General features: G+C 50.2%; 24 protein-coding genes and 2 tRNA genes. 8 read left to right on the forward strand and 18 right to left on the reverse strand.

Annotation, left to right across the window (positions count from 1 at the left end; all coding sequences use genetic code 11):
• Positions 1-10 precede the first annotated feature (10 nt).
• The 10 genes from infB to rlmE form a co-directional block, all read right to left on the reverse strand.
• Positions 11-2698 carry a translation initiation factor IF-2 gene (gene infB, locus SAQUA_RS21530; protein ID WP_380676238.1) on the reverse strand — a complete coding sequence of 896 codons (2688 nt, stop codon included), beginning with the start codon at positions 2696-2698 and terminating at the stop codon, positions 11-13.
• A gap of 24 nt (positions 2699-2722) precedes the next feature.
• Complete coding sequence (nusA, locus tag SAQUA_RS21535) at positions 2723-4231, reverse strand: transcription termination factor NusA (protein WP_380676240.1); 1509 nt, start codon at positions 4229-4231, stop codon at positions 2723-2725.
• A 21-nt stretch (positions 4232-4252) separates the two neighbouring features.
• The gene (gene rimP / locus SAQUA_RS21540) at positions 4253-4705 is read right to left on the reverse strand and encodes a ribosome maturation factor RimP (protein WP_380676242.1); all 453 of its coding nucleotides are present in this window, start codon (positions 4703-4705) and stop codon (positions 4253-4255) included.
• Positions 4706-4922: 217 nt separating this feature from the next.
• A tRNA-Met gene (locus SAQUA_RS21545) sits at positions 4923-4999 on the reverse strand.
• 60 nt (positions 5000-5059) lie between these two features.
• Positions 5060-5146, reverse strand: a tRNA-Leu gene (locus SAQUA_RS21550).
• A 67-nt stretch (positions 5147-5213) separates the two neighbouring features.
• Positions 5214-5549, reverse strand: a complete 336-nt coding sequence (gene secG, locus SAQUA_RS21555) for a preprotein translocase subunit SecG (RefSeq protein WP_380676244.1) — start codon at positions 5547-5549, stop codon at positions 5214-5216.
• 250 nt (positions 5550-5799) lie between these two features.
• On the reverse strand, positions 5800-7137 hold the full coding sequence (gene glmM, locus SAQUA_RS21560) for a phosphoglucosamine mutase (protein ID WP_380676246.1): 1338 nt from the start codon (positions 7135-7137) through the stop codon (positions 5800-5802).
• 7 nt (positions 7138-7144) lie between these two features.
• Entirely contained in the window at positions 7145-7978 is an 834-nt protein-coding gene (gene folP / locus SAQUA_RS21565) for a dihydropteroate synthase (RefSeq protein ID WP_380676248.1), read from the reverse strand.
• A gap of 92 nt (positions 7979-8070) precedes the next feature.
• Positions 8071-10002 (reverse strand): ATP-dependent zinc metalloprotease FtsH, encoded by a 1932-nt coding sequence (ftsH, locus tag SAQUA_RS21570; protein ID WP_380676250.1) that lies wholly within the window; start codon positions 10000-10002, stop codon positions 8071-8073.
• Between the two features lie 56 nt (positions 10003-10058).
• A complete protein-coding gene (gene rlmE, locus SAQUA_RS21575) occupies positions 10059-10688 on the reverse strand; it encodes a 23S rRNA (uridine(2552)-2'-O)-methyltransferase RlmE (RefSeq protein WP_142009347.1) in 630 nt (209 codons plus the stop codon).
• Between the two features lie 331 nt (positions 10689-11019).
• Between rlmE and yhbY the strand changes: the two genes are divergently transcribed.
• Complete coding sequence (gene yhbY / locus SAQUA_RS21580) at positions 11020-11313, forward strand: ribosome assembly RNA-binding protein YhbY (protein ID WP_380676253.1); 294 nt, start codon at positions 11020-11022, stop codon at positions 11311-11313.
• A gap of 115 nt (positions 11314-11428) precedes the next feature.
• Here the strand turns inward: yhbY and greA are convergent, their stop codons facing one another.
• Complete coding sequence (greA, locus tag SAQUA_RS21585; protein WP_380676255.1) at positions 11429-11905, reverse strand: transcription elongation factor GreA; 477 nt, start codon at positions 11903-11905, stop codon at positions 11429-11431.
• A 255-nt stretch (positions 11906-12160) separates the two neighbouring features.
• Here greA and dacB point away from each other — a divergent pair, with 255 nt between their 5' ends.
• On the forward strand, positions 12161-13594 hold the full coding sequence (gene dacB, locus SAQUA_RS21590; protein WP_380676257.1) for a serine-type D-Ala-D-Ala carboxypeptidase: 1434 nt from the start codon (positions 12161-12163) through the stop codon (positions 13592-13594).
• 271 nt (positions 13595-13865) lie between these two features.
• Here the strand turns inward: dacB and cgtA are convergent, their stop codons facing one another.
• From cgtA to rplU, 4 genes are all read right to left on the reverse strand, one after another.
• Positions 13866-15038, reverse strand: coding sequence for an Obg family GTPase CgtA (gene cgtA / locus SAQUA_RS21595; protein WP_380676259.1), 1173 nt, complete (start codon positions 15036-15038; stop codon positions 13866-13868).
• A gap of 16 nt (positions 15039-15054) precedes the next feature.
• Positions 15055-16026: a DMT family transporter gene (locus SAQUA_RS21600; RefSeq protein WP_380676261.1), complete on the reverse strand. Its 972-nt coding sequence runs from the start codon at positions 16024-16026 to the stop codon at positions 15055-15057.
• A gap of 235 nt (positions 16027-16261) precedes the next feature.
• Entirely contained in the window at positions 16262-16519 is a 258-nt protein-coding gene (rpmA, locus tag SAQUA_RS21605; protein ID WP_004933559.1) for a 50S ribosomal protein L27, read from the reverse strand.
• 17 nt (positions 16520-16536) lie between these two features.
• Positions 16537-16848 (reverse strand): 50S ribosomal protein L21, encoded by a 312-nt coding sequence (gene rplU / locus SAQUA_RS21610; RefSeq protein WP_004955927.1) that lies wholly within the window; start codon positions 16846-16848, stop codon positions 16537-16539.
• A gap of 121 nt (positions 16849-16969) precedes the next feature.
• Here rplU and SAQUA_RS21615 point away from each other — a divergent pair, with 121 nt between their 5' ends.
• Both SAQUA_RS21615 and ispB read left to right on the forward strand, forming a co-directional pair.
• The gene (locus SAQUA_RS21615; protein ID WP_380676266.1) at positions 16970-17107 is read left to right on the forward strand and encodes a hypothetical protein; all 138 of its coding nucleotides are present in this window, start codon (positions 16970-16972) and stop codon (positions 17105-17107) included.
• A gap of 10 nt (positions 17108-17117) precedes the next feature.
• A complete protein-coding gene (gene ispB / locus SAQUA_RS21620; protein WP_380676268.1) occupies positions 17118-18089 on the forward strand; it encodes an octaprenyl diphosphate synthase in 972 nt (323 codons plus the stop codon).
• Positions 18090-18313: 224 nt separating this feature from the next.
• Here the strand turns inward: ispB and SAQUA_RS21625 are convergent, their stop codons facing one another.
• Positions 18314-18667 carry a DNA-binding protein gene (locus tag SAQUA_RS21625; RefSeq protein WP_380676270.1) on the reverse strand — a complete coding sequence of 118 codons (354 nt, stop codon included), beginning with the start codon at positions 18665-18667 and terminating at the stop codon, positions 18314-18316.
• 181 nt (positions 18668-18848) lie between these two features.
• On the opposite strand from SAQUA_RS21625, the gene SAQUA_RS21630 reads away from it, so the two are divergent.
• Positions 18849-19109, forward strand: coding sequence for a helix-turn-helix domain-containing protein (locus SAQUA_RS21630; protein WP_380676272.1), 261 nt, complete (start codon positions 18849-18851; stop codon positions 19107-19109).
• Positions 19110-19167: 58 nt separating this feature from the next.
• Here the strand turns inward: SAQUA_RS21630 and mdh are convergent, their stop codons facing one another.
• Positions 19168-20106 (reverse strand): malate dehydrogenase, encoded by a 939-nt coding sequence (gene mdh, locus SAQUA_RS21635; protein ID WP_380676274.1) that lies wholly within the window; start codon positions 20104-20106, stop codon positions 19168-19170.
• A 466-nt stretch (positions 20107-20572) separates the two neighbouring features.
• On the opposite strand from mdh, the gene argR reads away from it, so the two are divergent.
• Together argR and yhcN are read left to right on the forward strand one after the other, a co-directional pair.
• On the forward strand, positions 20573-21043 hold the full coding sequence (gene argR / locus SAQUA_RS21640; protein ID WP_380676276.1) for a transcriptional regulator ArgR: 471 nt from the start codon (positions 20573-20575) through the stop codon (positions 21041-21043).
• A 547-nt stretch (positions 21044-21590) separates the two neighbouring features.
• Positions 21591-21854 (forward strand): peroxide/acid stress response protein YhcN, encoded by a 264-nt coding sequence (gene yhcN, locus SAQUA_RS21645; RefSeq protein WP_380676278.1) that lies wholly within the window; start codon positions 21591-21593, stop codon positions 21852-21854.
• A gap of 87 nt (positions 21855-21941) precedes the next feature.
• Here yhcN and mpl read toward each other — a convergent pair whose 3' ends face one another.
• Entirely contained in the window at positions 21942-23321 is a 1380-nt protein-coding gene (gene mpl, locus SAQUA_RS21650; RefSeq protein ID WP_380676280.1) for a UDP-N-acetylmuramate:L-alanyl-gamma-D-glutamyl-meso-diaminopimelate ligase, read from the reverse strand.
• Between the two features lie 170 nt (positions 23322-23491).
• Here mpl and fbp point away from each other — a divergent pair, with 170 nt between their 5' ends.
• Positions 23492-24496: a class 1 fructose-bisphosphatase gene (gene fbp, locus SAQUA_RS21655; protein ID WP_380676282.1), complete on the forward strand. Its 1005-nt coding sequence runs from the start codon at positions 23492-23494 to the stop codon at positions 24494-24496.
• Positions 24497-24741: the final 245 nt, after the last annotated feature.

Here is a 24741-nt window from a genome sequence, read left to right on the forward strand (position 1 = left end):
TTTTCGAGGATTAAGCGATGGTACGCTGGATCTCGATGATTTCGAACACTTCGATCATGTCGCCAACGCGCACGTCGTTGTAGTTCTTAACGCCGATACCACATTCCATACCGTTACGGACTTCGTTAACGTCATCTTTGAAGCGGCGCAGTGATTCCAGCTCGCCTTCGTAGATAACCACGTTATCACGCAGAACACGGATTGGGTTGTGACGCTTGATGTTACCTTCGGTCACCATACAGCCGGCAACAGCACCGAACTTAGGTGATTTGAACACATCACGTACTTCAGCCAGACCGATGATCTGCTGCTTGTATTCCGGCGCCAGCATACCGCTCATCGCCTGCTTCACTTCGTCGATCAGATTATAGATGACGGAGTAATAACGCAGATCCAGACTTTCCGATTCAATCACGCGGCGCGCGGAGGCATCCGCACGAACGTTGAAGCCCAGAATGATTGCGTTGGATGCTGCTGCCAGGGTGGCGTCAGTTTCAGTAATACCGCCAACACCAGAACCCACGATCTTGACTTTAACTTCGTCGGTAGAGAGTTTCTGCAGTGAATCGGAAATCGCTTCACAGGTACCCTGTACGTCGGTTTTCAGCACGATGTTCAGTTCAGAAACTTCACCTTCGGTCATGTTCGCGAACATGTTCTCCAGTTTAGATTTCTGCTGGCGTGCCAGTTTGACTTCACGGAACTTGCCTTGACGATACAGCGCCACTTCACGCGCTTTTTTCTCGTCACGTACTACGGTGGCTTCGTCACCCGCAGCAGGAACACTGGATAGGCCCAGGATCTCAACTGGGATAGAAGGACCCGCAGAGGTAACTTCACGGCCCAACTCGTCACGCATCGCACGCACGCGGCCATACTCGAAGCCACACAGAACGATATCGCCCTTGTTCAGCGTCCCTTCCTGCACTAGCACGGTAGCCACTGGACCACGGCCTTTATCCAAGAAGGATTCGATCACCACACCGCTCGCCATGCCGCTACGAACGGCTTTCAATTCGAGAACTTCAGCTTGCAGCAGGATAGCGTTCAACAGTTCGTCAATACCGGTACCGGCTTTCGCAGAAACGTGAACAAACTGTGCTTCACCGCCCCACTCTTCTGGCATAACACCATACTGAGACAGCTCTTGCTTGACGCGATCAGGATCGGCTTCTGGCTTGTCGATTTTGTTAACCGCTACTACCAATGGCACTTTCGCCGCCTGAGCATGCTGAATAGCTTCGATGGTTTGTGGCATCACGCCATCATCTGCTGCCACTACCAGAACTACGATATCGGTAGCCTGAGCACCGCGAGCACGCATAGAGGTAAAGGCGGCGTGGCCCGGGGTATCCAGGAAAGTGATCATGCCGTTTTCGGTTTCGACATGGTAAGCACCGATATGCTGGGTAATACCGCCAGCTTCACCTACTGCCACCTTAGTGGAGCGGATGTAGTCAAGCAGGGAGGTTTTACCGTGGTCAACGTGGCCCATGATGGTTACCACCGGAGCACGAGACTCGGCTGCGGCACCTGTGTCACGATCGCTCATCAGCGCTTCTTCCAGCTCATTTTCACGACGCAGGATAACTTTATGGCCCATCTCTTCAGCAACAAGCTGTGCCGTTTCCTGATCGATAACCTGGTTGATAGTCGCCATGGCGCCCAGTTTCATCATCGCTTTGATGACCTGAGAACCCTTAACTGCCATCTTGTTAGCCAGTTCCGCAACGGTGAGGGTCTCCCCGATCACAACATCGCGGTTCACTATCTGGGCGGGTTTGTTAAAGCCCTGCTGGAGAGTACTTGGCTTGCGCTTACCTTTACCACCACGGGTAACGGCACGTGCTTCTTCGCGATCCGCTTTAGATTCGGAAAGCTTGTTGCCTTTCTTCTGTTTGGTCGCTTTACCACCGCGAGCGCGACTACGGCGGTCACCTTCAACCTTGGCGTCGTTTTCGTCTTCGGCAGCACGAGCGTGCTGAGAGGTGGTTACGTGGTAATCGGCAGTTTCAACCGCTGCGCTTGCAGCGTCTGCTTCAGCCCACTTCTCTCCATTCTCTTCAGCCATACGGCGTGCTTCTTCCGCTACGCGTTTGGCATCTTCCTCAACCTTACGGCGCACTTCTTCTTCCGCTTTACGTTTCAGTTCTGCGGCTTCGGCTTCACGGCGCGCTTTTTCTGCCTGAGCTGGCTTGGTCATTTCGTCGGTATGTTGATTGGTCACTTTTTCTTTTTCCGCTGAATTACGCTTAGCAATCTCCGCGGCCTCACGTTTGGCTTGCTCTTCGGCTGCGCGCTTAGCTTCTGCTTCGCGTTTCGCTAGCTCTTCTGCTTCGCGCCTTGCCTGTTCTTCCGCTTCACGCTGTGCCTGCTCTGCCGCTTCTGCCTGTTGGGCTTCTTGCGTATCGCGATTTACATAAGTGCGTTTCTTGCGGACCTCAATTTGCACCGATTTACTTTTACCGCCGGTGCTCGGAATATTCAATGTGCTGCGTGTTTTTCGCTGCAACGTGAGTTTACCTGGTGCACTACCGTGTTCACGGTTCAGGTGCGCCAGCAACGTTTCTTTCTCTTGCTGAGTCACAGAGTCTGTCTCAGACTTATTAATCCCTGCATCAGCAAATTGCTGTACCAGGCGATCAACCGGAGTCTGAATCTCTGCTGCCAGCGATTTTACGGTTACATCTGTCGTCATGCTGTTCCTTCCTGCTACAGTTTATTACGCGTTGTCGCCAAACCAACAGATATTACGTGCGGCCATAATCAGCTCGCCGGCCTGTTCATCACTAAGCCCTTCAATATCAGCCAGATCGTCAACACCCTGCTCGGCAAGATCTTCCAGCGTACAAACCCCACGCGCGGCCAGTTTAAAGGCCATGCTGCGCTCAAGCCCCGGAAGGTTAAGCAAATCATCAGCAGGTTTTTGATCGCCCAGGCTTTCTTCCTGAGCCAGGGCCAGCGTGGTCAATGCAGCTTTGGCGCGATCGCGCAACGCTTCAACCGTATCTTCATCCAGTCCGTCGATTTCCAGCAGCTCTTTGATTGGCACGTAGGCCAGTTCTTCCAGCGTTGAGAAACCTTCTTCGACCAGAACAGTGGCGAAATCTTCGTCAATATCAAGATACTTGGTGAAGGTATCAATGGCGGCATGAGCCTCGGCCTGGTGCTTGGCCTGCAGATCGTCCGCCGTCATCACGTTCAGTTCCCAACGATCATCATCACGATGCTGTTTCAACAATTGGGAGGCTAAACGCACGTTTTGGCCATTACGGCCGATCGCCTGTGCCAGGTTGCTGGCTTCAACGGCAATATCCATGGTGCACCGGTCTTCATCCACCACGATCGAGGCAACATCTGCCGGGGCCATGGCGTTAATGACAAATTGTGCAGGGTTATCATCCCACAGGATGATATCAATACGCTCTCCGCCAAGCTCGCTCGAAACAGCCTGGACACGAGCACCGCGCATACCAACACAGGCACCGACCGGGTCGATACGCTTGTCGTTAGTCTTCACGGCAATCTTGGCACGGGAACCCGGATCGCGGGCTGCGGCTTTAATTTCAATCACTTCTTCACCGATTTCCGGCACTTCGATGCGAAACAGTTCTTTCAGCATGTCCGGGCTGGAACGGCTAACGAATAATTGAGCACCACGCGCTTCAGGACGCACGGCATAAAGCACACCGCGAATACGGTCACCTGGGCGGAAGTTTTCACGGGGCAGCATATCTTCACGGCCAATCACGGCTTCAGCATTGCTCCCCAGATCCAGCGCAATGCTGTCACGGTTAACTTTCTTCACCACGCCAGTGACAATTTCGCCTTCATGTTGGCGGAAAGCATCAACCACCATAGCACGCTCGGCTTCACGTACTTTTTGTACGATGACCTGTTTGGCTGTTTGGGTGGTAATACGGTCAAAGGTCACAGATTCAATCTGATCTTCGATATAACCGCCGAGCTCGATAGATGGGTCTTCGTACTGTGCAGCTTCCAAGGTGATTTCGCGCGTAGGCAGTGTTACCTCATCAACGGCCACCCAACGGCGGAAGGTGTCGAAATCGCCAGTTTTGCGGTCAATGCTGACACGTACGTCGATTTCCTGCTCATATTTTTTCTTGGTTGCGGTGGCTAATGCGGTTTCCAGGGCTTCGAAAATCTTCTCACGCGGAAGGGATTTTTCATTGGAAACAGCTTCAACAACAGCCAGAATCTCTTTGTTCATCCTAGTTGCCTCATCCAAACTTTAAAAGTGGGGTACCAGGTTCGCTTTCTGAATGTTGCTCAGCGCGAACACTTCATCTTTCCCTTCCACAGTAACCGTGATCATTTCGCCTTCGACAGACTTGATGATGCCCTGCCACTTACGGCGGTTTTGTATCGCCATACGCAGGACAACGCTGACTTCGTCACCGATAAAACGCTGGTAGTGCTCGGCGGTGAACATAGGACGATCAAGGCCAGGAGAGGAGACTTCCAAGTTGTAAGCAACGGTAATGGGATCTTCGACGTCCAGTACAGCGCTGACCTGGTGGCTGACATCAGCACAATCATCAACATTAATTCCGTTGTCACTATCAATATAGATGCGTAGTGTCGACTGGCGCGCCCGAATAAATTCGATGCCTACGAGCTCAAAGCCCAACGCCTCTACCGGTGCGGAAAGCATCTCTGTTAACTTTTGCTCTAATGTGGACAAGTCCACCCCCAAGACATAAAAAAAGGGCTTAATAGCCCAGTGATTCTGTTGCCAAATAACAAAAAACCCCGAAAATTCGGGGCTTTATGCAACTGGACCCTGTTTGCCGCAAAGCGGCTTCGGTGCAACTTTCTAACAAGTGTCATTTTCAAATGTTGTTCGAGAAAAGAGGATTTCAATCGAAAAGTGTATTTGAAAATAAACACTTACAGGAAAGTGGTTGCGGGGGCCGGATTTGAACCGACGACCTTCGGGTTATGAGCCCGACGAGCTACCAGGCTGCTCCACCCCGCGTCCGAAAACGTGGCAAATATTACGCCGATAATCGCAAAAACGCAAGTTATCTCTGGGATTTGGTACCGAGGATGGGACTCGAACCCACAAGCCCGTTAGGGCACTACCACCTCAAGGTAGCGTGTCTACCAATTCCACCACCTCGGTACTGATTCTTACTGCTAACGGCTGTTGTTATTTATATTACAACATCCGTTATCAAACTCTTTGCAACTTACTGCGGGATATCGCTGCTCGGCTTGGCTGGTGCTGCCGGCGCGGTAGTCTGCTCAGTTTTCACTGGCTGACCCAGGTTTTCCCACTCGCTGCCTTTCTTGCTTTGGTTGCTGCTCAGGTTACCCAAGATCAAGCTAATGACGAAAAACAGTGTCGCCAACGCAGCTGTCATACGGGTCATAAAGTTGCCTGAACCGGTCGATCCGAATAACGTGCCAGAAGCACCTGCTCCGAATGAGGCTCCCATATCAGCGCCTTTACCCTGCTGTAGCATAATCAGAGCCACAAGCCCGATTGAGATCAGCAAGAAAATTACCAGAAGAGCTTCGTACATAGTTGTACCTGTATCCTTGCGGGTTCACCGCGTGCTAAATGCTTCCTACCCCAGATGCATTCCGTTTAAAGAAGGCGTGGCGTGCCATTAAAACAGCCCACTGAAGCGGGTGTGAATACTAACCAAAGCCGCCCAAGCGTGCAAGGGCAATTTGCAGCCACCGACGCGTTTGCGGAAAAAAACACCAAAAGTGGGTGTAATCTACAACTTACGCAGACACATGATGCTGTGTCTGCGCGAAAACAGCTAATCAGCCAGCCAGCTTAACGGCATCGGCAATACGGTGCGCCAATGCTATGACTTGCTGCTCGTCCTCACCTTCCACCATCACGCGGATCAGAGGTTCAGTCCCCGATTTACGCAACAGCACACGGCCACGACCTGCCAGTTCAGCCTCTACTTGCTCGGCGACCTTCCGCACAGCATCAGACTCCAACGGGTTATGCTCACCAGCAAACCGCACATTAACCAGAATTTGCGGCAGTAACTTCATGCCGCTGCACAAATCGTGCAGGCTCATGTTATTTCGCACCATCGCAGTCAAGACCTGTAGACCCGCAACGATGCCATCACCGGTTGTGGTTTTATCCAGCAAGATCACGTGACCAGAATTTTCGGCCCCGATGCGCCACCCTAATTCTTGTAGTTTTTCCAGCACATAGCGGTCACCCACTTTTGCCCGAGCAAAAGGAATACCAAGCTGTTTCAGCGCAAGTTCAAGGCCCATATTGCTCATCAGTGTACCAACAGCCCCCCCGCGCAGTTGCCCCTGACGCAAGCCTTCGCGAGCAACGATGTAGAGGATCTGGTCGCCATCGACTTGATTACCCAGATGATCAACCATCATCACACGGTCGCCATCACCATCAAAGGCTAGGCCAACGTGAGCCTGCTCTTCCAGCACTCGTTCCTGCAGTTGACGAACATCAGTGGCACCACATTGCTCATTGATGTTCATGCCATCGGGCTCGCATCCGATGGTAATGACTGTTGCCCCCAGTTCCCTCAGGACGCTGGGAGCTATGTGGTAGGTTGCACCATTGGCGCAGTCCACCACGATTTTCAAGCCGTTCAGGCTCAGTTCACTGGGAAAAGTCCCTTTACAGAATTCGATATAGCGCCCAGCGGCATCAACAATACGGCTGGCTTTTCCAAGCTCGGCTGACTCAACGCAGGTCAGAGGCTTTTCCATCTCAGCTTCGATAGCTTCTTCAACATCGTCTGGTAACTTGGCACCATCTATGGAGAAAAATTTGATTCCGTTATCGTAATAAGGATTGTGTGACGCTGAGATAACGATCCCGGCCTCAGCCCGGAAGGTTCGCGTCAAATATGCTACGGCTGGCGTTGGCATAGGCCCGGTAAACGATGCAGAAAGCCCTGCGGCGGCAAGCCCGGCCTCCAGTGCTGACTCCAGCATGTAACCAGAGATACGGGTATCTTTGCCGATAATGATTTTACGGGAACCATGGCGCGCCAATACTTTGCCCGCAGCCCAGCCAAGCTTAAGCACGAACTCCGGGGTAATAGGGCTATCACCAACTTTGCCACGGATGCCGTCGGTACCGAAGTATTTGCGCTCACTCATCTGTCTACTATCCCCTAGCTGAAAGTGTTGCCTCGACGACACGGATCGCCTCGACGGTTTCTTTAACGTCATGCACTCTGACTATTTGCGCCCCCTGCATCGCAGCAATCACTGCACAGGCAACGCTACCAATAACCCGTTGTTCGGGGGGTACATTCAACAACTGGCCAATCATCGACTTACGCGACATACCCACTAGCAGCGGTAAACCAAAGTGATGGAATTCCCCCAATCTAGCCAGAAGCTGGTAATTATGCGCTAAATTCTTACCGAAACCGAAGCCTGGGTCGAGCAACAATTTATGTTTTTCTATTCCCGCTGCCGTGCAGCGTTCTATATGGTGCTGGAAAAACGCATTTACGTCACTCATCAGGTCGTCATAGTGCGGGGCCTGTTGCATTGTGCGTGGTTCACCTTGCATATGCATCAGACAAACTGGCAGCCCACTTTCCGCTGCAGCTTGCAATGCACCAGGTTCTTGCAGTGAGCGAACATCATTAATCATATGTGCTCCCACTTTGGCAGATTCGCGGATCACAGCAGCTTTCGAGGTATCCACCGAAATAAAAATTTCAAAACGCTGCGCCAACGCCTCTACCACGGGCACGACACGGGCGATCTCTTCCTCTTCACTCACATCGGCCGCTCCTGGTCGTGTGGATTCACCGCCCACATCAATCATTGTCGCTCCAGCAGAGATTAGCGCATGGGCATGTATGAGGGCATCATTCAGCGAATTATGCTTTCCGCCATCGGAGAATGAGTCTGGGGTTACGTTAAGGATCCCCATAACCTGAGGGTGATTGAGGTCAAGGATCGTGTCGCGCACGGTTAACTGCATGATTAATTCACCTTAATGTTGCCTGTTTTATAACTCTGTAACCAAAAAAAACCCCGGACTGGCCGGGGTGTGATCATATTGCACAGCAGACATTACTTGTCGAGCTGTTCAGACGCAGTGTTACCTGAGTTTGGTGTACGCGGCTCATCGACTGGCGACGGAGCTTTTGGGCTGCCACCGTTGTCGGAATTATTACTCTTCGTCGCGTCGTCCCAACCTGCTGGCGGACGTACATCCTTACGGTTCATCAGATCGTCGATCTGCGGTGCGTCGATGGTTTCATATTTCATCAGGGCATCTTTCATCGAATGTAGGATGTCCATATTCTCCATCAGCAACGTTCGCGCACGTGTATAGTTACGCTCAATCAGAGATTTTACTTCTTGATCAATGATACGTGCAGTCTCGTCCGACATGTGTTTAGCCTTGGCTACTGAACGCCCCAAGAACACCTCACCCTCTTCTTCTGCATACAACAATGGACCCAGCTTCTCAGAGAAGCCCCACTGGGTAACCATGTTGCGGGCGATCGAAGTAGCAACTTTGATGTCGTTCGATGCACCGGTAGAAACCTTTTCCGGTCCGTAAATAATCTCTTCCGCCAAGCGACCGCCGTAAAGGGTAGAAATTTGGCTTTCCAGCTTCTGACGGCTAGCGCTGATCGCATCCCCTTCCGGCAGGAAGAAGGTCACGCCGAGCGCACGGCCACGAGGAATGATCGTAACCTTGTGCACCGGATCGTGCTCAGGGACCAGACGGCCAATAATCGCATGGCCTGCTTCGTGATACGCGGTCGACTCTTTCTGCGCTTCTGTCATCACCATGGAGCGACGTTCTGCCCCCATCATGATTTTGTCTTTGGCCTTTTCAAACTCGACCATCGACACCACGCGTTTGTTACCACGTGCAGCGAACAATGCAGATTCATTGACCAAGTTAGCCAAATCAGCTCCAGAGAAGCCTGGCGTTCCACGCGCAATCACAGAGGCATCAACATCAGCAGCTAACGGTACACGACGCATATGAACTTTGAGGATCTGTTCACGACCACGGACATCCGGCAGGCCAACAACAACCTGGCGGTCAAAACGGCCCGGACGTAACAACGCAGGGTCAAGAACATCAGGGCGGTTGGTGGCCGCTATGACGATGATGCCTTCGTTGCCTTCAAACCCATCCATTTCAACCAGCATCTGGTTCAGTGTCTGCTCACGCTCATCGTGACCACCACCGAGACCCGCGCCACGTTGGCGCCCTACCGCATCAATTTCATCAATGAAGATAATGCACGGAGCTGCCTTCTTGGCCTGTTCGAACATGTCACGTACGCGGGACGCACCCACACCTACGAACATCTCAACGAAATCAGAACCTGAAATGGTGAAGAATGGCACTTTGGCTTCACCTGCAATGGCTTTAGCCAACAGAGTTTTACCGGTACCAGGAGGGCCGACCATCAGCACACCTTTGGGGATCTTACCACCCAATTTCTGGAATCTGCTTGGCTCACGCAGGTAGTCTACCAGTTCGCTCACTTCTTCTTTTGCTTCGTCACAACCTGCGACGTCGGCAAAAGTGGTTTTAATCTGGTCTTCCGTCAGCATACGGGCTTTGCTTTTGCCAAAGGACATTGCACCTTTGCCACCGCCACCCTGCATTTGCCGCATAAAGAAAATCCAGACCCCAATCAGCAACAGCATTGGGAACCAGGAAATAAAGATAGAAGCCAGCAAACTCGGTTCTTCCGGTGGCTCACCGACAACTTTGACATTCTTGGTCAACAACGTATCCAGCAACTTAGGATCGTTGACCGGGATGTAAGTCGTGTACTTGTTGCTGTCTTTACGGATAACATTGATTTCACGCCCATTAATGCGCGCTTCACGAATCTGATCTTGGGTCAGTTCGGACATGAAGGTAGTGTAATCCACCCTACGGCCATTAGACTCGCTGGGCCCAAAGCTCTGGAATACAGACATCAACACTACCGCGATGACTAACCAGAGAATTAGGTTTTTCGCCATGTCACTCAAGGGATTAACCTCATATTACAACTGTGTTAACAAACAGCGTTAGGGTACTACAGTTTCCGCCCTGTCGCTACAATGTACACTTCACGCGAACGTGCGCGGGAAGCGTCAGGCTTACGAATCTTAACCTTCGTAAACAGGGAGCGAATTTCCCGTAGGTACTCGTCAAAACCATCTCCCTGGAACACCTTCACCAGAAAACTACCGCCTGGTGCGAGAACATCACGGCACATTTCCAGTGCTAATTCCACCAGATACATCGATCTCGGTATATCGACTGCCGGAGTGCCACTCATGTTCGGGGCCATGTCAGACATGACTACCTGAACTTTACTTTCGCCTACACGTTCCAACAGTGCTTTAAGGACCAGTTCATCACGAAAATCGCCCTGAAGGAAATCGACGCCAACAATTGGATCCATTGGCAAAATATCACAAGCAATGATACGCCCGTTACCACCAATCTGTGTTACCACATATTGCGACCAACCACCCGGTGCTGCTCCCAAATCAACGACGGTCATTCCGGGCTTAAACAGCTTGTCACTTTGCTGTATTTCATCAAGTTTAAACCAGGCTCGGGAACGCAGCCCTTTTTTCTGCGCCTGTTGCACATATTTATCGCTAAAGTGTTCTTGTAGCCAGCGACTGGAACTGGCCGAACGCTTTTTATTTGCCATCTCGTTTTCCAACTATCCTAAAAAGAGTCTTATGCCCGTGCCTTTCGAGCTGCAGGTTGTTGGCCGCACTATCCGGCTCATCCGTATGCTCCGCTTCTTCGGGGCTGCAGCGAGTAGCTTGAAATCTATTCCCGGCAGATTTACCACTATCCCCAATCAGTTACCGGAGTCAAGCTCCGAGGGATAAGTGGCCTTGCTGCGGCTTGAAATCCATAGGGTGAAGCAGATTCGCTACTCACGTAGACTCCATTCGGTGCAGACCGATTTGGTGATACACATGAGATGGCGGTAGAATGTACCGTTTTCAATCCCAACTTAAGCAAAAAAGACAATGAATCTGAATAATAAACAAAAACAGCACCTGAAAGGCTTGGCGCATCCGTTAAAACCGGTTGTCATGCTGGGTAATAACGGTCTCACCGAAGGGGTGCTGGCTGAAATTGAACAGGCACTGGAGCATCATGAACTGATCAAGGTAAAAATCGCTGCTGAAGATCGCGAGACCAAGACCTTGATCGCCGACGCTATTGTGCGTGAAACTGGCGCCTGTAATGTACAAGTGATCGGCAGTACACTCATTCTTTACCGCCCATCGAAAGAGCGCAAGATTGCTTTACCACGCTAGCCATCTATCAGATTGACTGCAAGGTGCCACGCACCGAGCTCAGATAAAAGGCCGCTTGCGGCCTTTTTCTTTTCTTTACAAAACTCAGCCGAATATCTGACCATTGCTTCCGGAATTAAAGATATTCCACCTTCAGTATTTCATATTCTACATCACCACCGGGTGTTTTGATGATCGCAACATCGTCCTGCTCTTTACCGATCAATCCGCGAGCCATAGGTGAATTCACTGAAATAAGATTTTTCTTAAAATCAGCTTCATCGTCACCTACGATACGATAAGTCACCTCATCTTCCGTCTCCAGATTCATGACCGTGACTGTAGCACCAAAAATTACGCGACCAGTATTAGGCATTTTAGTGATGTCGATCACCTGCGCATTAGACAGTTTGGCTTCTATTTCCTGAATACGCCCTTCACAAAAGCCCTGCTGTTCCCTGGCTGCATGGTATTCGGCATTCTCTTTCAGATCGCCATGCTCACGCGCATCAGCAATATCTGCAATGATTTTAGGGCGGCGCACGCTTTTCAAATATTCAAGTTCTTCACGCAACTGCTCTGCGCCAAACAAGGTCATCGGAATCTGTTTCATTGTTTAAATACCTCTAAATCTTTCCTGTTCAAATAGCCGTCGTCCTGACGTATTCGTTTGAAAATACGGTGAGCATCGCGCCCCCGTCTCCAGGCGATAAATAAAAGAAGCCTAACTCGGAAATGCATCCAAGTCAGCGTCGATTTTGCATTTTGATACGCATTTTAGCGTAGAGTTCCTTAAGGGTCATCGTTTACTTTATCCCTTAATGCACCGTAGTATGACAGCACGTTATCCAGCTGTTACCCAGAGATTATGCGTTTTTCACTAATTGTTGGTGCATTGGCTTGCGCATTTGTTCTTAAAACAAATGCAGCCCCGGTCGAAGATTACACACAATATTTGCCTAATGGGGCCAACCTGGCTCTGATAGTTCAGAAGATTGGTGCTTCTGCGCCGATCATCGATTATCACTCTCAGCAAATGGCGTTACCGGCCAGTACTCAGAAGGTTCTCACAGCACTGGCGGCACTATTGCAGCTTGGGCCTGACTATCGATTCAAAACAACATTAGAAAGCCAGGGCAACGTCACGGATGGCGTGTTGCACGGTAACCTGATTGCGCGTTTTAGCGGTGATCCAACCTTCAAGCGCCAAAGCCTGCGCAATATGGTAGCAGTTCTAAAAAAACAGGGCGTCAACGAGATTACTGGCGATGTTCTGGTGGACACCTCGGTATTCGCCAGCCACGATAAAGCTCCAGGTTGGCCGTGGAACGATATGACCCAATGTTTCAGTGCCCCACCGGCGGCGGCAATTGTGGATCGCAACTGTTTCTCTGTTTCACTCTACAGTGCATCAACCCCGGGTGAAATGGCGTTTATTCGTGTTGCTTCTTTTTACCCCGTTAACATGTTCAGCCAAGTGAGAACGTTGGCCAGAGGCTCCGCGGAGGCACAATACTGCGAACTGGATGTCGTTCCTGGTGAATTAAACCGTTTTACCCTAACAGGGTGCCTAACACAGCGCAGTGATCCTCTACCGTTAGCCTTCGCTATTCAGGACGGGGCGAGCTACGCCGGGGCCATTTTGAAAGATGAGCTGATAAAGGCAGGGATCAAGATCGGTGGAAATCTCAAGCGTCAAACCATTCCGGGCACAGCGGGAACCGTCATCGCCCAGACTGAATCCGCGCCATTGCATGAACTGTTGAAAATAATGTTGAAGAAATCGGACAACATGATTGCCGACACCGTATTCCGCACTATTGGCCACGAGCGTTTTGGCGTACCTGGAACCTGGCGAGCGGGTGCTGATGCGGTGCGCCAAGTGCTGCGGCAGAAAGCCGGGGTAGATTTGGGAAACAGTATCGTGGTAGATGGTTCGGGCCTCTCGCGCCATAACCTGCTGACACCAGCCACCATGATGCAGGCATTACAATATATCGCCCAGCACGACGACGAACTCAACTTCATCTCGATGCTTCCCTTGTCCGGGTATGATGGCACTCTACGTTATCGAGGTGGTCTGCACGAAGCCGGTGTCGATGGCAAAGTGTCTGCCAAAACCGGTGCGCTACAAGGGGTATATAACCTGGCTGGCTTTATCACCACTGCTAGTGGTCAACGGTATGCTTTTGTCCAATATCTGTCAGGATACGCAGTTCCACCGGAAGATCAGAAACAACGCCGAGCGCCATTAGTGCGTTTCGAAAGCCGGCTTTATAAGGATATTTATCAGAACAACTGAGAATGACTGGCGTGGAATGAACGCATGTTCAAGGTAATCTGCAGTACGTACAACAGCTATCGTTGGTTATTCAGCGAAGGGGAAGAACCCTCAACAGGGTTCTCAGACTGCTGACAAAGCCCGTTATTAGGGGGAGCGTGCCGAAGGGGTCGTAACGGCGTAAGCCGTCGGAGTGCCCCTCGGTGCGCTAGACCCGTGTATCTCAGGCTAAAGGCGACTTTGTCATCAACCTCAGAACCCTCAACAGGGTTCTTCCTTTTCAAGAGTAGAATTACTTCTGATAGATGATTTCGACGCCTTCGTCGTCATCCTCATCCCAGTCGTCATCCCAATCATCCTCTGCTTCAGCTTCCACTTCAGCGATTTGTTCACGGTGATAATCATCCCACATGAACTCAACTTTTTCTGGCGCACTTTCTTCAATCGCCATGGCTTTTGGTTGGGTATTAATGAAATTCATCACGTCCCAGCACAGCGCGTTGACGCCTTCACGATTCGCGGCAGAGATCATGTAGTACTTACCTTCCCAGCCCATGCCCTCTACAATCGCCTTGGCACGCTCCGCTGCCTCTTCTTCGTCCAGTAGGTCAACTTTGTTGAAAACCAGCCAGCGTGGCTTCTGCGAGAGATTTTCGCTGTACTGAGTAAGCTCATTAATGATGACCTTGGCATTTTCTACCGGATCGGATTCGTCGATAGGTGCAATATCCACCAGGTGCAACAGTACGCGGCAACGCTCAAGGTGCTTCAGGAAACGGATACCCAGGCCAGCACCTTCGTGAGCCCCTTCAATCAGGCCCGGAATGTCTGCAACCACGAAACTCTGCTCATGGTCCATGCGCACAACACCAAGGCTTGGCACCAGCGTAGTAAAAGGATAGTCAGCCACTTTGGGTTTGGCGGCAGAGACTGCACGAATGAATGTCGATTTACCGGCATTCGGCAAACCCAACATGCCAACATCAGCCAACAGCAAAAGTTCCAGCAAGATGTCGCGCGTCTCACCTTTGGTTCCTAACGTTTTCTGACGCGGGGCGCGGTTTACCGAGGATTTAAAACGAGTATTCCCCAGACCGTGCCAACCGCCTTTTGCGACCAATAGGCGTTGCTGATGGCGGGTCATATCTCCGAGGATCTCACCCGTCCCCTGATCCTTCACGCGGGTACCGACAGGCACTTTAATCACCACGTCTTTGCCGCGTTTGCCTGTGCAGTCACGGCTCTGACCGTTCTGACCACGTTCAGCACGAAAAGATTTTTCAAAGCGGTAATCGATCAGGGTATTCAGGTTTTCGTCCGCCAGCAGATAGACGTCACCGCCGTCACCGCCGTCACCGCCATCAGGTCCACCATTCGGGATATATTTCTCGCGGCGGAAACTGACGCAACCATTACCGCCATCCCCTGCAACGATCAGAATCGTCGCTTCATCTACAAACTTCATCTACCGTCTCCGTAAATCATTCTCCCGGTGGCTTCAAAGAAGCAACCAGGTGGGTTTCTGCCCGTCGCGGCCACCAACGGTGACCAATGGCGGAAAACATAGCGCCCGTTACCACCACGAAAGCACCGACATATCCCGCAACATTTAATGTCGGGGCGGCGAATATCTGTGGCCAGGCCAGCGCCAATAAATCTGAAAACAACAGGGTAAACAGGGGAGTCAGCGTTACCACTGCACTCACCTGAGCCGCCTGCCAGCGTGCCATCGCTTCCGCAAGGGCACCATAACCAATAAGCGTGTTAGCCCCACAGAACAACAGGCAGGCTAGTTGCCAGCTACTGAGCTGAAAAATCATCTCAGGCTTGGCGACGGGGAACAGGGAAATTGCACATAAAGTATACAATATTACCAGAATCTGCGTCGAAGCCAGCCTACGCAGCAAGACTTTTTGCGCCACACCATAAGTCACCCAAACCAAAGCAGCACAAACTCCCAGCAAAACGCCGAGGGTGTAATCCGTCAATCGGGTGAAAATTTCAATCAGGCTAACATTGAAAAACAGTATCAACCCGCAGATCAGCATCATTGCGCCAATCACCTGAGTGATACGCATCCTTTCTTTCAGGATCAATACGCTGGCGAACATCATGCCAACCGGCGACAATTGGCCGATAACCTGCGACGCCGTAGGGCTAAGGTACTGCAGCGAAGAACTGAAGAATACAAAGTTGCCCAGCAGCCCTGCTGTCGCAATCACCAATAACAGGAGCCACCGCGGTTGGCGGAACATTTTTACCGGCGGCAAGCGGCCTCGCACTGCCAGGATCATACCCAAGCCAATGGCGGCCATAGTAAAGCGATACCAGACAATGGTAAACGGCTCCATCACTGCCAGTACTTCTTTCATCGCGATCGGTAGTGCACCCCAGCAAACGGCTGTGGTAATCGCCAGAAAGATACCAGCACCGACCTGCTGTTTCGTTTCCATCTTCTCACTGTCTCGCGCTATGACGCCCTAACACAAGCGGCCAAACTGCCCTGAATCATTCGAATTGCCTGAAACAGCAATCTCGTTTGAAAAGACCCCAGAAGCATAGGCAAACTCTGTAACCGGGACGAGCGGTACAGCAACGCACCTACAGCCTGGAATATTGACGGGTATAAATGTAAAAAGCCCCGCAACGAATTGCGGGGCTTACATCTATTTCATAAGGCTCGAAAAATTATTCAGCTTCGATGCTGATAAATTTACGATTGCTCGGGCCTTTAACTTCGAATTTGACTTTACCGTCTTTCAAAGCAAACAGAGTGTGGTCTTTGCCGCAACCCACGTTGGTACCAGCGTGGAATTTGGTGCCGCGCTGACGAACGATGATGCTGCCTGCCAGTACTGCTTCGCCGCCAAAGCGTTTTACGCCCAGACGTTTAGCTTCTGAATCGCGACCGTTACGAGTCGAGCCGCCAGCCTTTTTGTGTGCCATTAATCCGCTCTCCTAACTTAAGCGCTGATGCCGGTGATTTTAACGTCAGTGAACCACTGACGGTGGCCCTGCTGCTTACGGTAGTGCTTACGACGACGAAACTTAACAATCTTAATCTTTTCGCCACGACCGTGAGCAACGACTTCAGCTTTGATCTTACCGCCATCGACGAAAGGAACGCCGATTTTGATATCTTCGCCATTAGCGATCATCAGAATCTGGTCAAACTCAACCGCTTCACCAGTTGCGATGTCCAGCTTTTCCAAGCGAACGGTTTGACCTTCGCTTACTCGGTGTTGTTTACCACCACTTTGGAAAACCGCGTACATATAAAACTCCGCTTTCCGCGTGCTCACTTATTCAGTACAGAGCGCGCTATAAATATTCACAATAGGGCGCGAATTCTACGCAATAATCCCGCTCATGACAAGAGCATAATAGGGAAGCAAGGTGAAAAAAGAAGAAAAAAAACACAGTTTCTTTCCCGACGTTTATCTGGACCGTTTTTCAAGTACAATCAAGCTGACAGTTACCGCCATGTACCGATGTGAGCCGCGATCTCATCGCGGTGAAGAGAAACACAGCTGAAAAAAATACAATGAACCTAGAGCAAATTACTGAGTTAGCCGCGCAAGATATGGCGGCCGTGAACGCAACAATTCTTGAACAGTTGAATTCCGATGTCACGCTCATCAATCAACTTGGCTACTACATTATCAGCGGTGGCGGTAAGCGCATTCGTCCGATGATCGCCGTTCTGGCGGCACGGGCACTGCACTACCAGGGTGATAAGCATATTACCGTAGCTGCCCTGATTGAATTCATCCATACAGCTACTTTGCTGCATGATGATGTGGTGGATGAGTCGGATATGCGTCGTGGCAAGGCAACCGCTAACGCGGCGTTTGGCAATGCAGCCAGCGTGCTGGTCGGTGATTTCATCTACACACGTGCCTTCCAGATGATGACCAGCCTGGAATCGCTCCGCGTATTGGCAGTGATGTCTGAAGCAGTCAATGTGATCGCTGAAGGTGAAGTGCTGCAATTGATGAACGTGAACGATCCAAATATCACTGAAGAAAGCTATATGCGGGTTATCTACAGCAAGACTGCCCGTCTGTTTGAAGCAGCAGCACTGTCTACCGCAATCCTTTCGGGGGCCAACGAAGCAGAAGAGAAGGCGCTACAAGACTATGGCCGCTATCTCGGCACTGCATTCCAGTTGGTGGATGATCTGCTCGATTACAGCGCAGACGGCGTTACGCTGGGGAAAAATACCGGTGATGACCTGAATGAAGGCAAACCAACATTGCCTTTATTACATGCGATGCATAACGGCAGTGCGGAGCAATCCGCCATGATCCGAGGAGCAATTGAACAGGGAAATGGCCGCCATCTTCTGGAGCCGGTGCTTGCTGCCATGCAGGCGTGTGGTTCACTCACCTACACACGTCAACGTGCAGAGGAAGAAGCGGACAAGGCAATCGCCTCGTTACAGGTTCTGCCGGAGTCAGTTTATCGTTCCGCGCTGGAAGGATTAGCACACCTTGCAGTACAACGCGATTTTTAAGAAATCAAAATTTCCATATATTCAAAATAAGCCTGCTATGCAGGCCTATTCATTCCCTTTCCTAATGAGTTGCTACCTCTGTTTACCGTAAGGCGACAGATGTGACGATATACTCATTGCCAGATAATCCCGAAAACACACTCAAGATTCGGCTTCAAAGCGTCAAAATAGCCGTTCACGTCAGAGAAGAATGAAAGCAGAACTGCCAATTTTGCCAGGCCACGCTATTTATTCTTTTCGGCGATCCAAGTCAGCAGACTGCCCACTCCTTCGCGCATCAAATACGCCATCACCCTCCCCCGTTCACTGTCCGATAGGTGGTAATAGTATTCAATCCACACCGCCAGCGGATCCTGACGTTCAGCTTCATAGGCGGCCGGATCTTCCCGTAAAATCAAAAGATTTTTGACGCCGGTCGGCAAGCTGTCGACATGATATTCCAATGCCTTTCCCTGAACACCTTTGCGACGGCGACTGACCCAGCCTTCACGCCGGGCCATTAAGTTGATTCCTTGTGTAGAGGAAGGCAATCCTGCGATACCTGTAAGCTCCTTGGCAGCAAACCACTCGTTTTTCATAGCCATTATCTCGGGACAATAGTGTGGCAATACGCATTTTTCAGAAACCATAAGATATTTTTTAGAAACTTAATGGTATTCTGGTTTCCGAATAAGCATTTCATGTTGTTCAAACGATTAATTCTGACCCGTTAGTTATACCACTAACAGAACTTTCTCTTATCAAAAAAGGAATGTAAATATGAATTCAAGGAATCCGGATTGGCATCCAGCAGACGTTATCGCCGCATTGAAGAAAAGAGGCACCACTTTGGCAGCGGTTTCACGTGAGGCTGGGCTGAGTTCCTCTACACTGGCAAACGCGCTGTCACGCCCGTGGCCTAAAGGAGAGTGGTTAATTGCCGATGCACTAGACGTTCATCCGGCGGAAATTTGGCCGAGTAGGTATTTTGATCCACACACGCATCATCTGCTGGATCGGAAAAGCCGGATCAAATCATGAAAAAAAAGCCGCTGGAATACATTCCGGCGGCTTATGTTTTTCAATCGTATTGGGTGGATTACTTATTGATAAATTTTTCGCCCAGTTCGATATCGTTATGCAATACATCCAACATTTCGTTCAGTGCTTTTTGTTCGAAAACACTCAACTTACCAATATCTTGGCGTTCTTCTATACCATTTTTACCCAGCAACAGCGGTTGTGCAAAGAAACGGGCATACTTGCCATCACCTTCAACATAAGCACACTCAGTCACGCCCTTCTCACCGCTCAGGGCACGGACCAGTGACAGGCCAAAACGTGCAGCAGCCTGCCCCATGGAGAGAGTTGCAGAACCACCACCCGCCTTGGCTTCAACCACTTCGGTCCCAGCATTCTGGATGCGTTTGGTTAAATCAGCCACTTCCTGATCGGTGAAGCTGACGCCAGGTATCTGAGAAAGTAACGGCAGAATTGTCACGCCAGAGTGGCCACCGATGACTGGTACATTCAGCTCTTCAGGCTGCTTGCCTTTCAATTCAGCAACAAAGGTATTAGAACGAATGATATCCAGTGAAGTCACGCCAAACAGTTTGTTCTTATCGTAAACACCCGCTTTCTTCAAAACTTCAGCAGCAATAGCAACCGTGGTGTTCACCGGGTTGGTGATGATACCGATGCATGCCTTAGGACAGGTTTTGGCTACCTGCTCGATCAGATTACGCACGATTCCAGCATTTACGTTGAACAGATCAGAACGATCCATGCCTGGTTTACGAGCGACACCCGCAGAAATCAGCACCACATCCGCACCATGCAAGGCTGGCGTAGCATCTTCGCCACTGAACCCTTTGATTTTAACAGCAGTTGGGATATGGCTAAGGTCAACGGCAACGCCTGGGGTAACAGGAGCAATGTCGTAGAGGGAGAGTTCTGAACCTGAAGGAAGCTGGGTCTTGAGTAGAAGGGCGAGGGCCTGGCCAATACCGCCAGCAGCACCGAGAACTGCAACTTTCATCCTATACTCCTTTATTATCTCAAATATAAAAGTGCCGTGAATTCTATGGTTTCGGACCTTAATTTATCACACCTTTAAAAACAACCTATTAACAGTCCATTTTAGATCTGGCGCAATAAAATGACCGATTTCGCAGTTATTGTAGAGTAATTAGCTTACGCATTAAGGGCATAGCGCACATTAATCGGAAATAGTGCGGGGCTCTTCACGGTCACGTTAACCGACAGTTACATTACACCCTTACATAACATCAGAACAACATCATTTTAATAACATTTTCGTTACCGAAGAGGTAATTCGCCTTCCTGACTAAAAGGCATATTCATTAGTTCGAGGTTTTGTTAAAATGCTATTTTCCCCATACAATCCGCGCAATTTACTTTCTCTACCTCCTCCTGTATTGCATAAAAATGCATTTATATGCATAATAATTAACTCCCTTGTCAACATTATTCCACGGTGCAAAATGCGAAATCCCGCAAAGCAGGAAGATCTGATCAAAGCGTTCAAAGCGTTATTGAAAGAGGAAAAATTCAGTTCTCAGGGTGAGATCGTTTTGGCGCTGCAAGAAGAAGGCTTCGAAAACATCAACCAGTCCAAAGTATCACGCATGCTCACCAAATTTGGTGCAGTTCGCACGCGTAATGCAAAAATGGAGATGGTTTACTGTCTTCCGGCCGAGTTAGGTGTGCCTACCACCACCAGCCCGCTCAAAAACCTGGTGCTGGATGTCGACCATAATGATGCGGTGGTAGTGATCCATACCAGCCCCGGCGCAGCACAGCTGATTGCTCGACTATTAGACTCGCTGGGTAAATCTGAGGGGATCCTTGGCACCATTGCGGGGGACGATACCATTTTTGTCACGCCAGCCAGTACATTTACCGCGCGGCAACTCTTTGAAGCGATTCTCTCGCTATTTGAACAAGAACTTTGATTTTCAGTAAGCTGGTAGCGTGCGGTTAGCTTCCGCATGCTGTTGGCATAGGGCTCTCTGAAGGCATCACGCTAGCGCACAAAATCTCTGAATTGATGGGTTTGGAAGCTCCCCCAATTAAGCGTAGCCTGATTAGACTCTATATCTGCAGGCCATAATTTCCCGCTTTTATCTTCTCCGAATACATCTAAGGCAAAGTAGCCACAACTTACTCATAGGATCTCAGCATGTTTAAAACTGCCCGTCAGGCCATCCTCGGTAAAGTTCAACGAAATTTTTAATTTCGTCAGAAGCCGCGGCTGTAAAACTTCGCACTTTAAGTCAAAAATACCCATCCTATTGAAATCAATTAACTTGAAGACAAACTGAGCGCTTTTTGAGCGTTTTTTATTCTCTTCAGTTATTAGCAACAGCCTCTTACCAACAAAAGTTTCACCAGAAATAATTAGTCAGCTATTAATTTTGATGGTTACTAGGTGTATACTCATTTCTGTGACATAAATCACGAATTGTTGAAACAAGAAAATAACCATAAAGAGGATTTATCATGAAAATCAGCACAGCAATAGCAACAATCAGCCTTATGTCTACCCTTTCTTTCGGCGCATTTGCCGCGCAATACATTGATGCATCACAGACCGGAAAACTCCAATCTGTGGGCACCATCACCGTCAGCGGCGTGGGTGGGACACCTTCCGATATTCGTCAGGAACTCTCAGCCAAAGCAGATGCTCAAGGGGCTACTGCATATAAGGTAATCGAACTCCGCAACAACAATAGCTACCACGCTACTGCTGAAGTTTATAAATAAATACGCCTATTGCGTTACGATTCTCCGCTGACAAAACAATATGTTATCGACGAAGGCCGCATTCGCGGCCTTAAATCTATCATTAAATCAGTAGGTTTCTTTCGGCTCAGCCTTGTTAGCCAAAGCAGCCAGCAGCTTGTCATGAATACCGCCAAAGCCACCGTTGCTCATAACCAGAATGTGATCTCCAGGTTGCGCGGCTTTCGCGATCATCTCCACCAGCGTATTCAAGTCGGAGCTCCAGTACGCCGGTTGTACACAGGCATCAGCTACCTCGGCGACCTGCCAGGGAATATGATGAGGCTGGAATAGGAAAACTTCATCGGCTCGTCCGAGCGAAGGAGCCAGTTCATTTTTGCTTATCCCCATTTTCATGGTGTTTGAACGAGGTTCCAATACAGCCAGAATACGCGCGGTGCCGCCAACCTTCCCACGCAACGCAGCCAGCGTCGCCAAAATAGCGGTAGGATGATGGGCGAAATCGTCATAAACCGTCACGCCGTAAGCCTCACCGCGTAACTCCAAGCGGCGACGCGCATTAATAAAATCACCCAATGCACGGCAGGCATCAGCAGGTTGAACACCTACATGGCGTGTGGCTGCGATCGCCATCAAACCATTATGCATGTTGTGTTCACCAACCAGAGCCCATTTAACTTCCCCCACCTTATTACCGTCAAGGAACACTTCGTAGTGGCTGGCATCTGTTGTCATTTTCTGCGCCCGCCAAGCTCCTTCCTCGCCAATCCACTCTTGCTCACTCCAGCATCCCATTGCCATCACCTGTTTCAGATGCGTGTCGTTTTCCGGCAGGATTATCTTCCCTTGACCAGGCACTAAACGCACCAGATGGTGGAACTGTTTCTGGATGGCTTTCAGATCGTCGAATATATCAGCGTGATCGAACTCCAGGTTATTCATGATCAGCGTACGTGGGCTGTAGTGAACAAACTTTGAACGTTTATCGAAGAAGGCGCAGTCATACTCGTCCGCTTCAATAACAAAGAATGGGCTGTTGCCGAGACGGGCAGAAACCTCAAAATTACCGGGTACTCCCCCAATCACAAACCCCGGCTGGTAGCCACAAGCCTCCAGTATCCAGGTTGCCATACCGGCGGTGGTGGTTTTACCGTGTGTACCCGCAACCGCCAGCACCCAACGATCGCGCAGTACATAATCATGCAACCACTGAGGGCCGGAAACGTAGGGTATGCTCCGTTCAAGAACCGCTTCCACGCAGGGATTACCACGGCTCATCGCATTGCCAATGATCACCAGGTCCGGTGCCGGATCCAGTTGTTCAGGATCGTAGCCTTGGATCAGATCGATCCCCTGATTTTCCAGCAGTGTACTCATTGGAGGATAGACGTTAGCATCTGACCCGGTAACCTCATGTCCGAGCGAACGTGCCAGCATAGCGAGCCCGCCCATAAAGGTGCCACAGATCCCAAGAATATGTATGCGCATTAGGTTTCTCATTTGAGTGCATCGATTTAGTGCTTATTCTAGCGCTCCGAATCCGTTAGAAGAAATGGATTTGCCTATGAATGGCGAGTTGCTTTGGGCTACACTGCTTACGAAAACGTTGGCGGTATGTTAACAAACCGCTTTCCATCCGTAGATTCAGGGATTGTGTCATGAAAACGTTAGGCGAATTTATCGTCGAGAAACAGCACGACTTCTCTCACGCCACCGGCGAGCTGACTGCGTTACTTTCTGCAATTAAACTGGGTGCCAAGATCATCCACCGTGATATCAACAAAGCAGGTCTGGTTGATATTCTGGGCACCAGCGGTATTTCAAACGTACAGGGCGAAGTTCAGATGAAACTGGACCTGTTCGCGAATGAAAAACTAAAAGCCGCTTTAAAAGCACGAGGGGAAGTTGCAGGTATCGCTTCTGAAGAAGAAGACGATATTGTGATTTTCGACGGGGAGCGGGCTGAGAATGGTAAGTACGTAGTTCTGATGGATCCGTTGGATGGCTCGTCAAACATTGACGTCAACGTCTCGGTCGGGACGATTTTCTCTATCTACCGTCGCATTACTCCCGTTGGTATTCCTGTCACCAAAGAAGATTTCCTGCAGCCAGGCAGTGCACAGGTGGCAGCCGGTTACGTGGTTTATGGTTCATCCACCATGCTGGTATATACCACTGGTTATGGCGTGCATGCCTTTACCTACGATCCGTCCCTGGGTGTGTTCTGCCTCTCGCATGAGAAAGTCCGTTTCCCGGAAAAAGCCTGCATGTATTCCATCAACGAAGGTAACTACATCAGGTTCCCGCTCGGGGTGAAGAAATACATCAAGTACTGCCAGGAACAAGATGAGGCAACCCATCGTCCTTATACATCACGCTATATCGGTTCTCTGGTTGCCGACTTCCATCGCAATCTGTTGAAGGGCGGCATTTATATTTATCCAAGCACCGCCAGCCACCCGAAAGGTAAACTGCGCCTGCTGTATGAGTGCAACCCGATGGCCTTCCTGGCTGAACAAGCCGGTGGCAAAGCCAGCGACGGTAAAGACCGCATTCTTGATATCGTGCCGGAGGAGCTGCACCAACGCGCCCCGTTCTTCGTCGGTACAAAATCAATGGTTGAAGACGCCGAACGCTTTATTGCCGACTTCCCGGACAAATAAAGCCATCAGCACTGGGTTCGGCATGCCGAACCCAGTGCTGTATTGTTGAATTAGCTATCAGTTGCTGTGTTAAGCGCCCAATCGAAAGCCCCTCTTCAAAAACATAGTCGTTATGCCTATCCCAGTCGTTAAATGCCGCGATAGCGTACATTCAGTACGTACCATGCGGCAATGCAGCGGGTTTATGCCCCCGAATAAATGGGGTACTTTAGATCGGTTTTGACTATAATAACCGCCACCCCATT

The sequence above is a fragment of the Serratia aquatilis genome (assembly GCF_044865145.1).
GTDB lineage: Bacteria > Pseudomonadota > Gammaproteobacteria > Enterobacterales > Enterobacteriaceae > Chania > Chania aquatilis.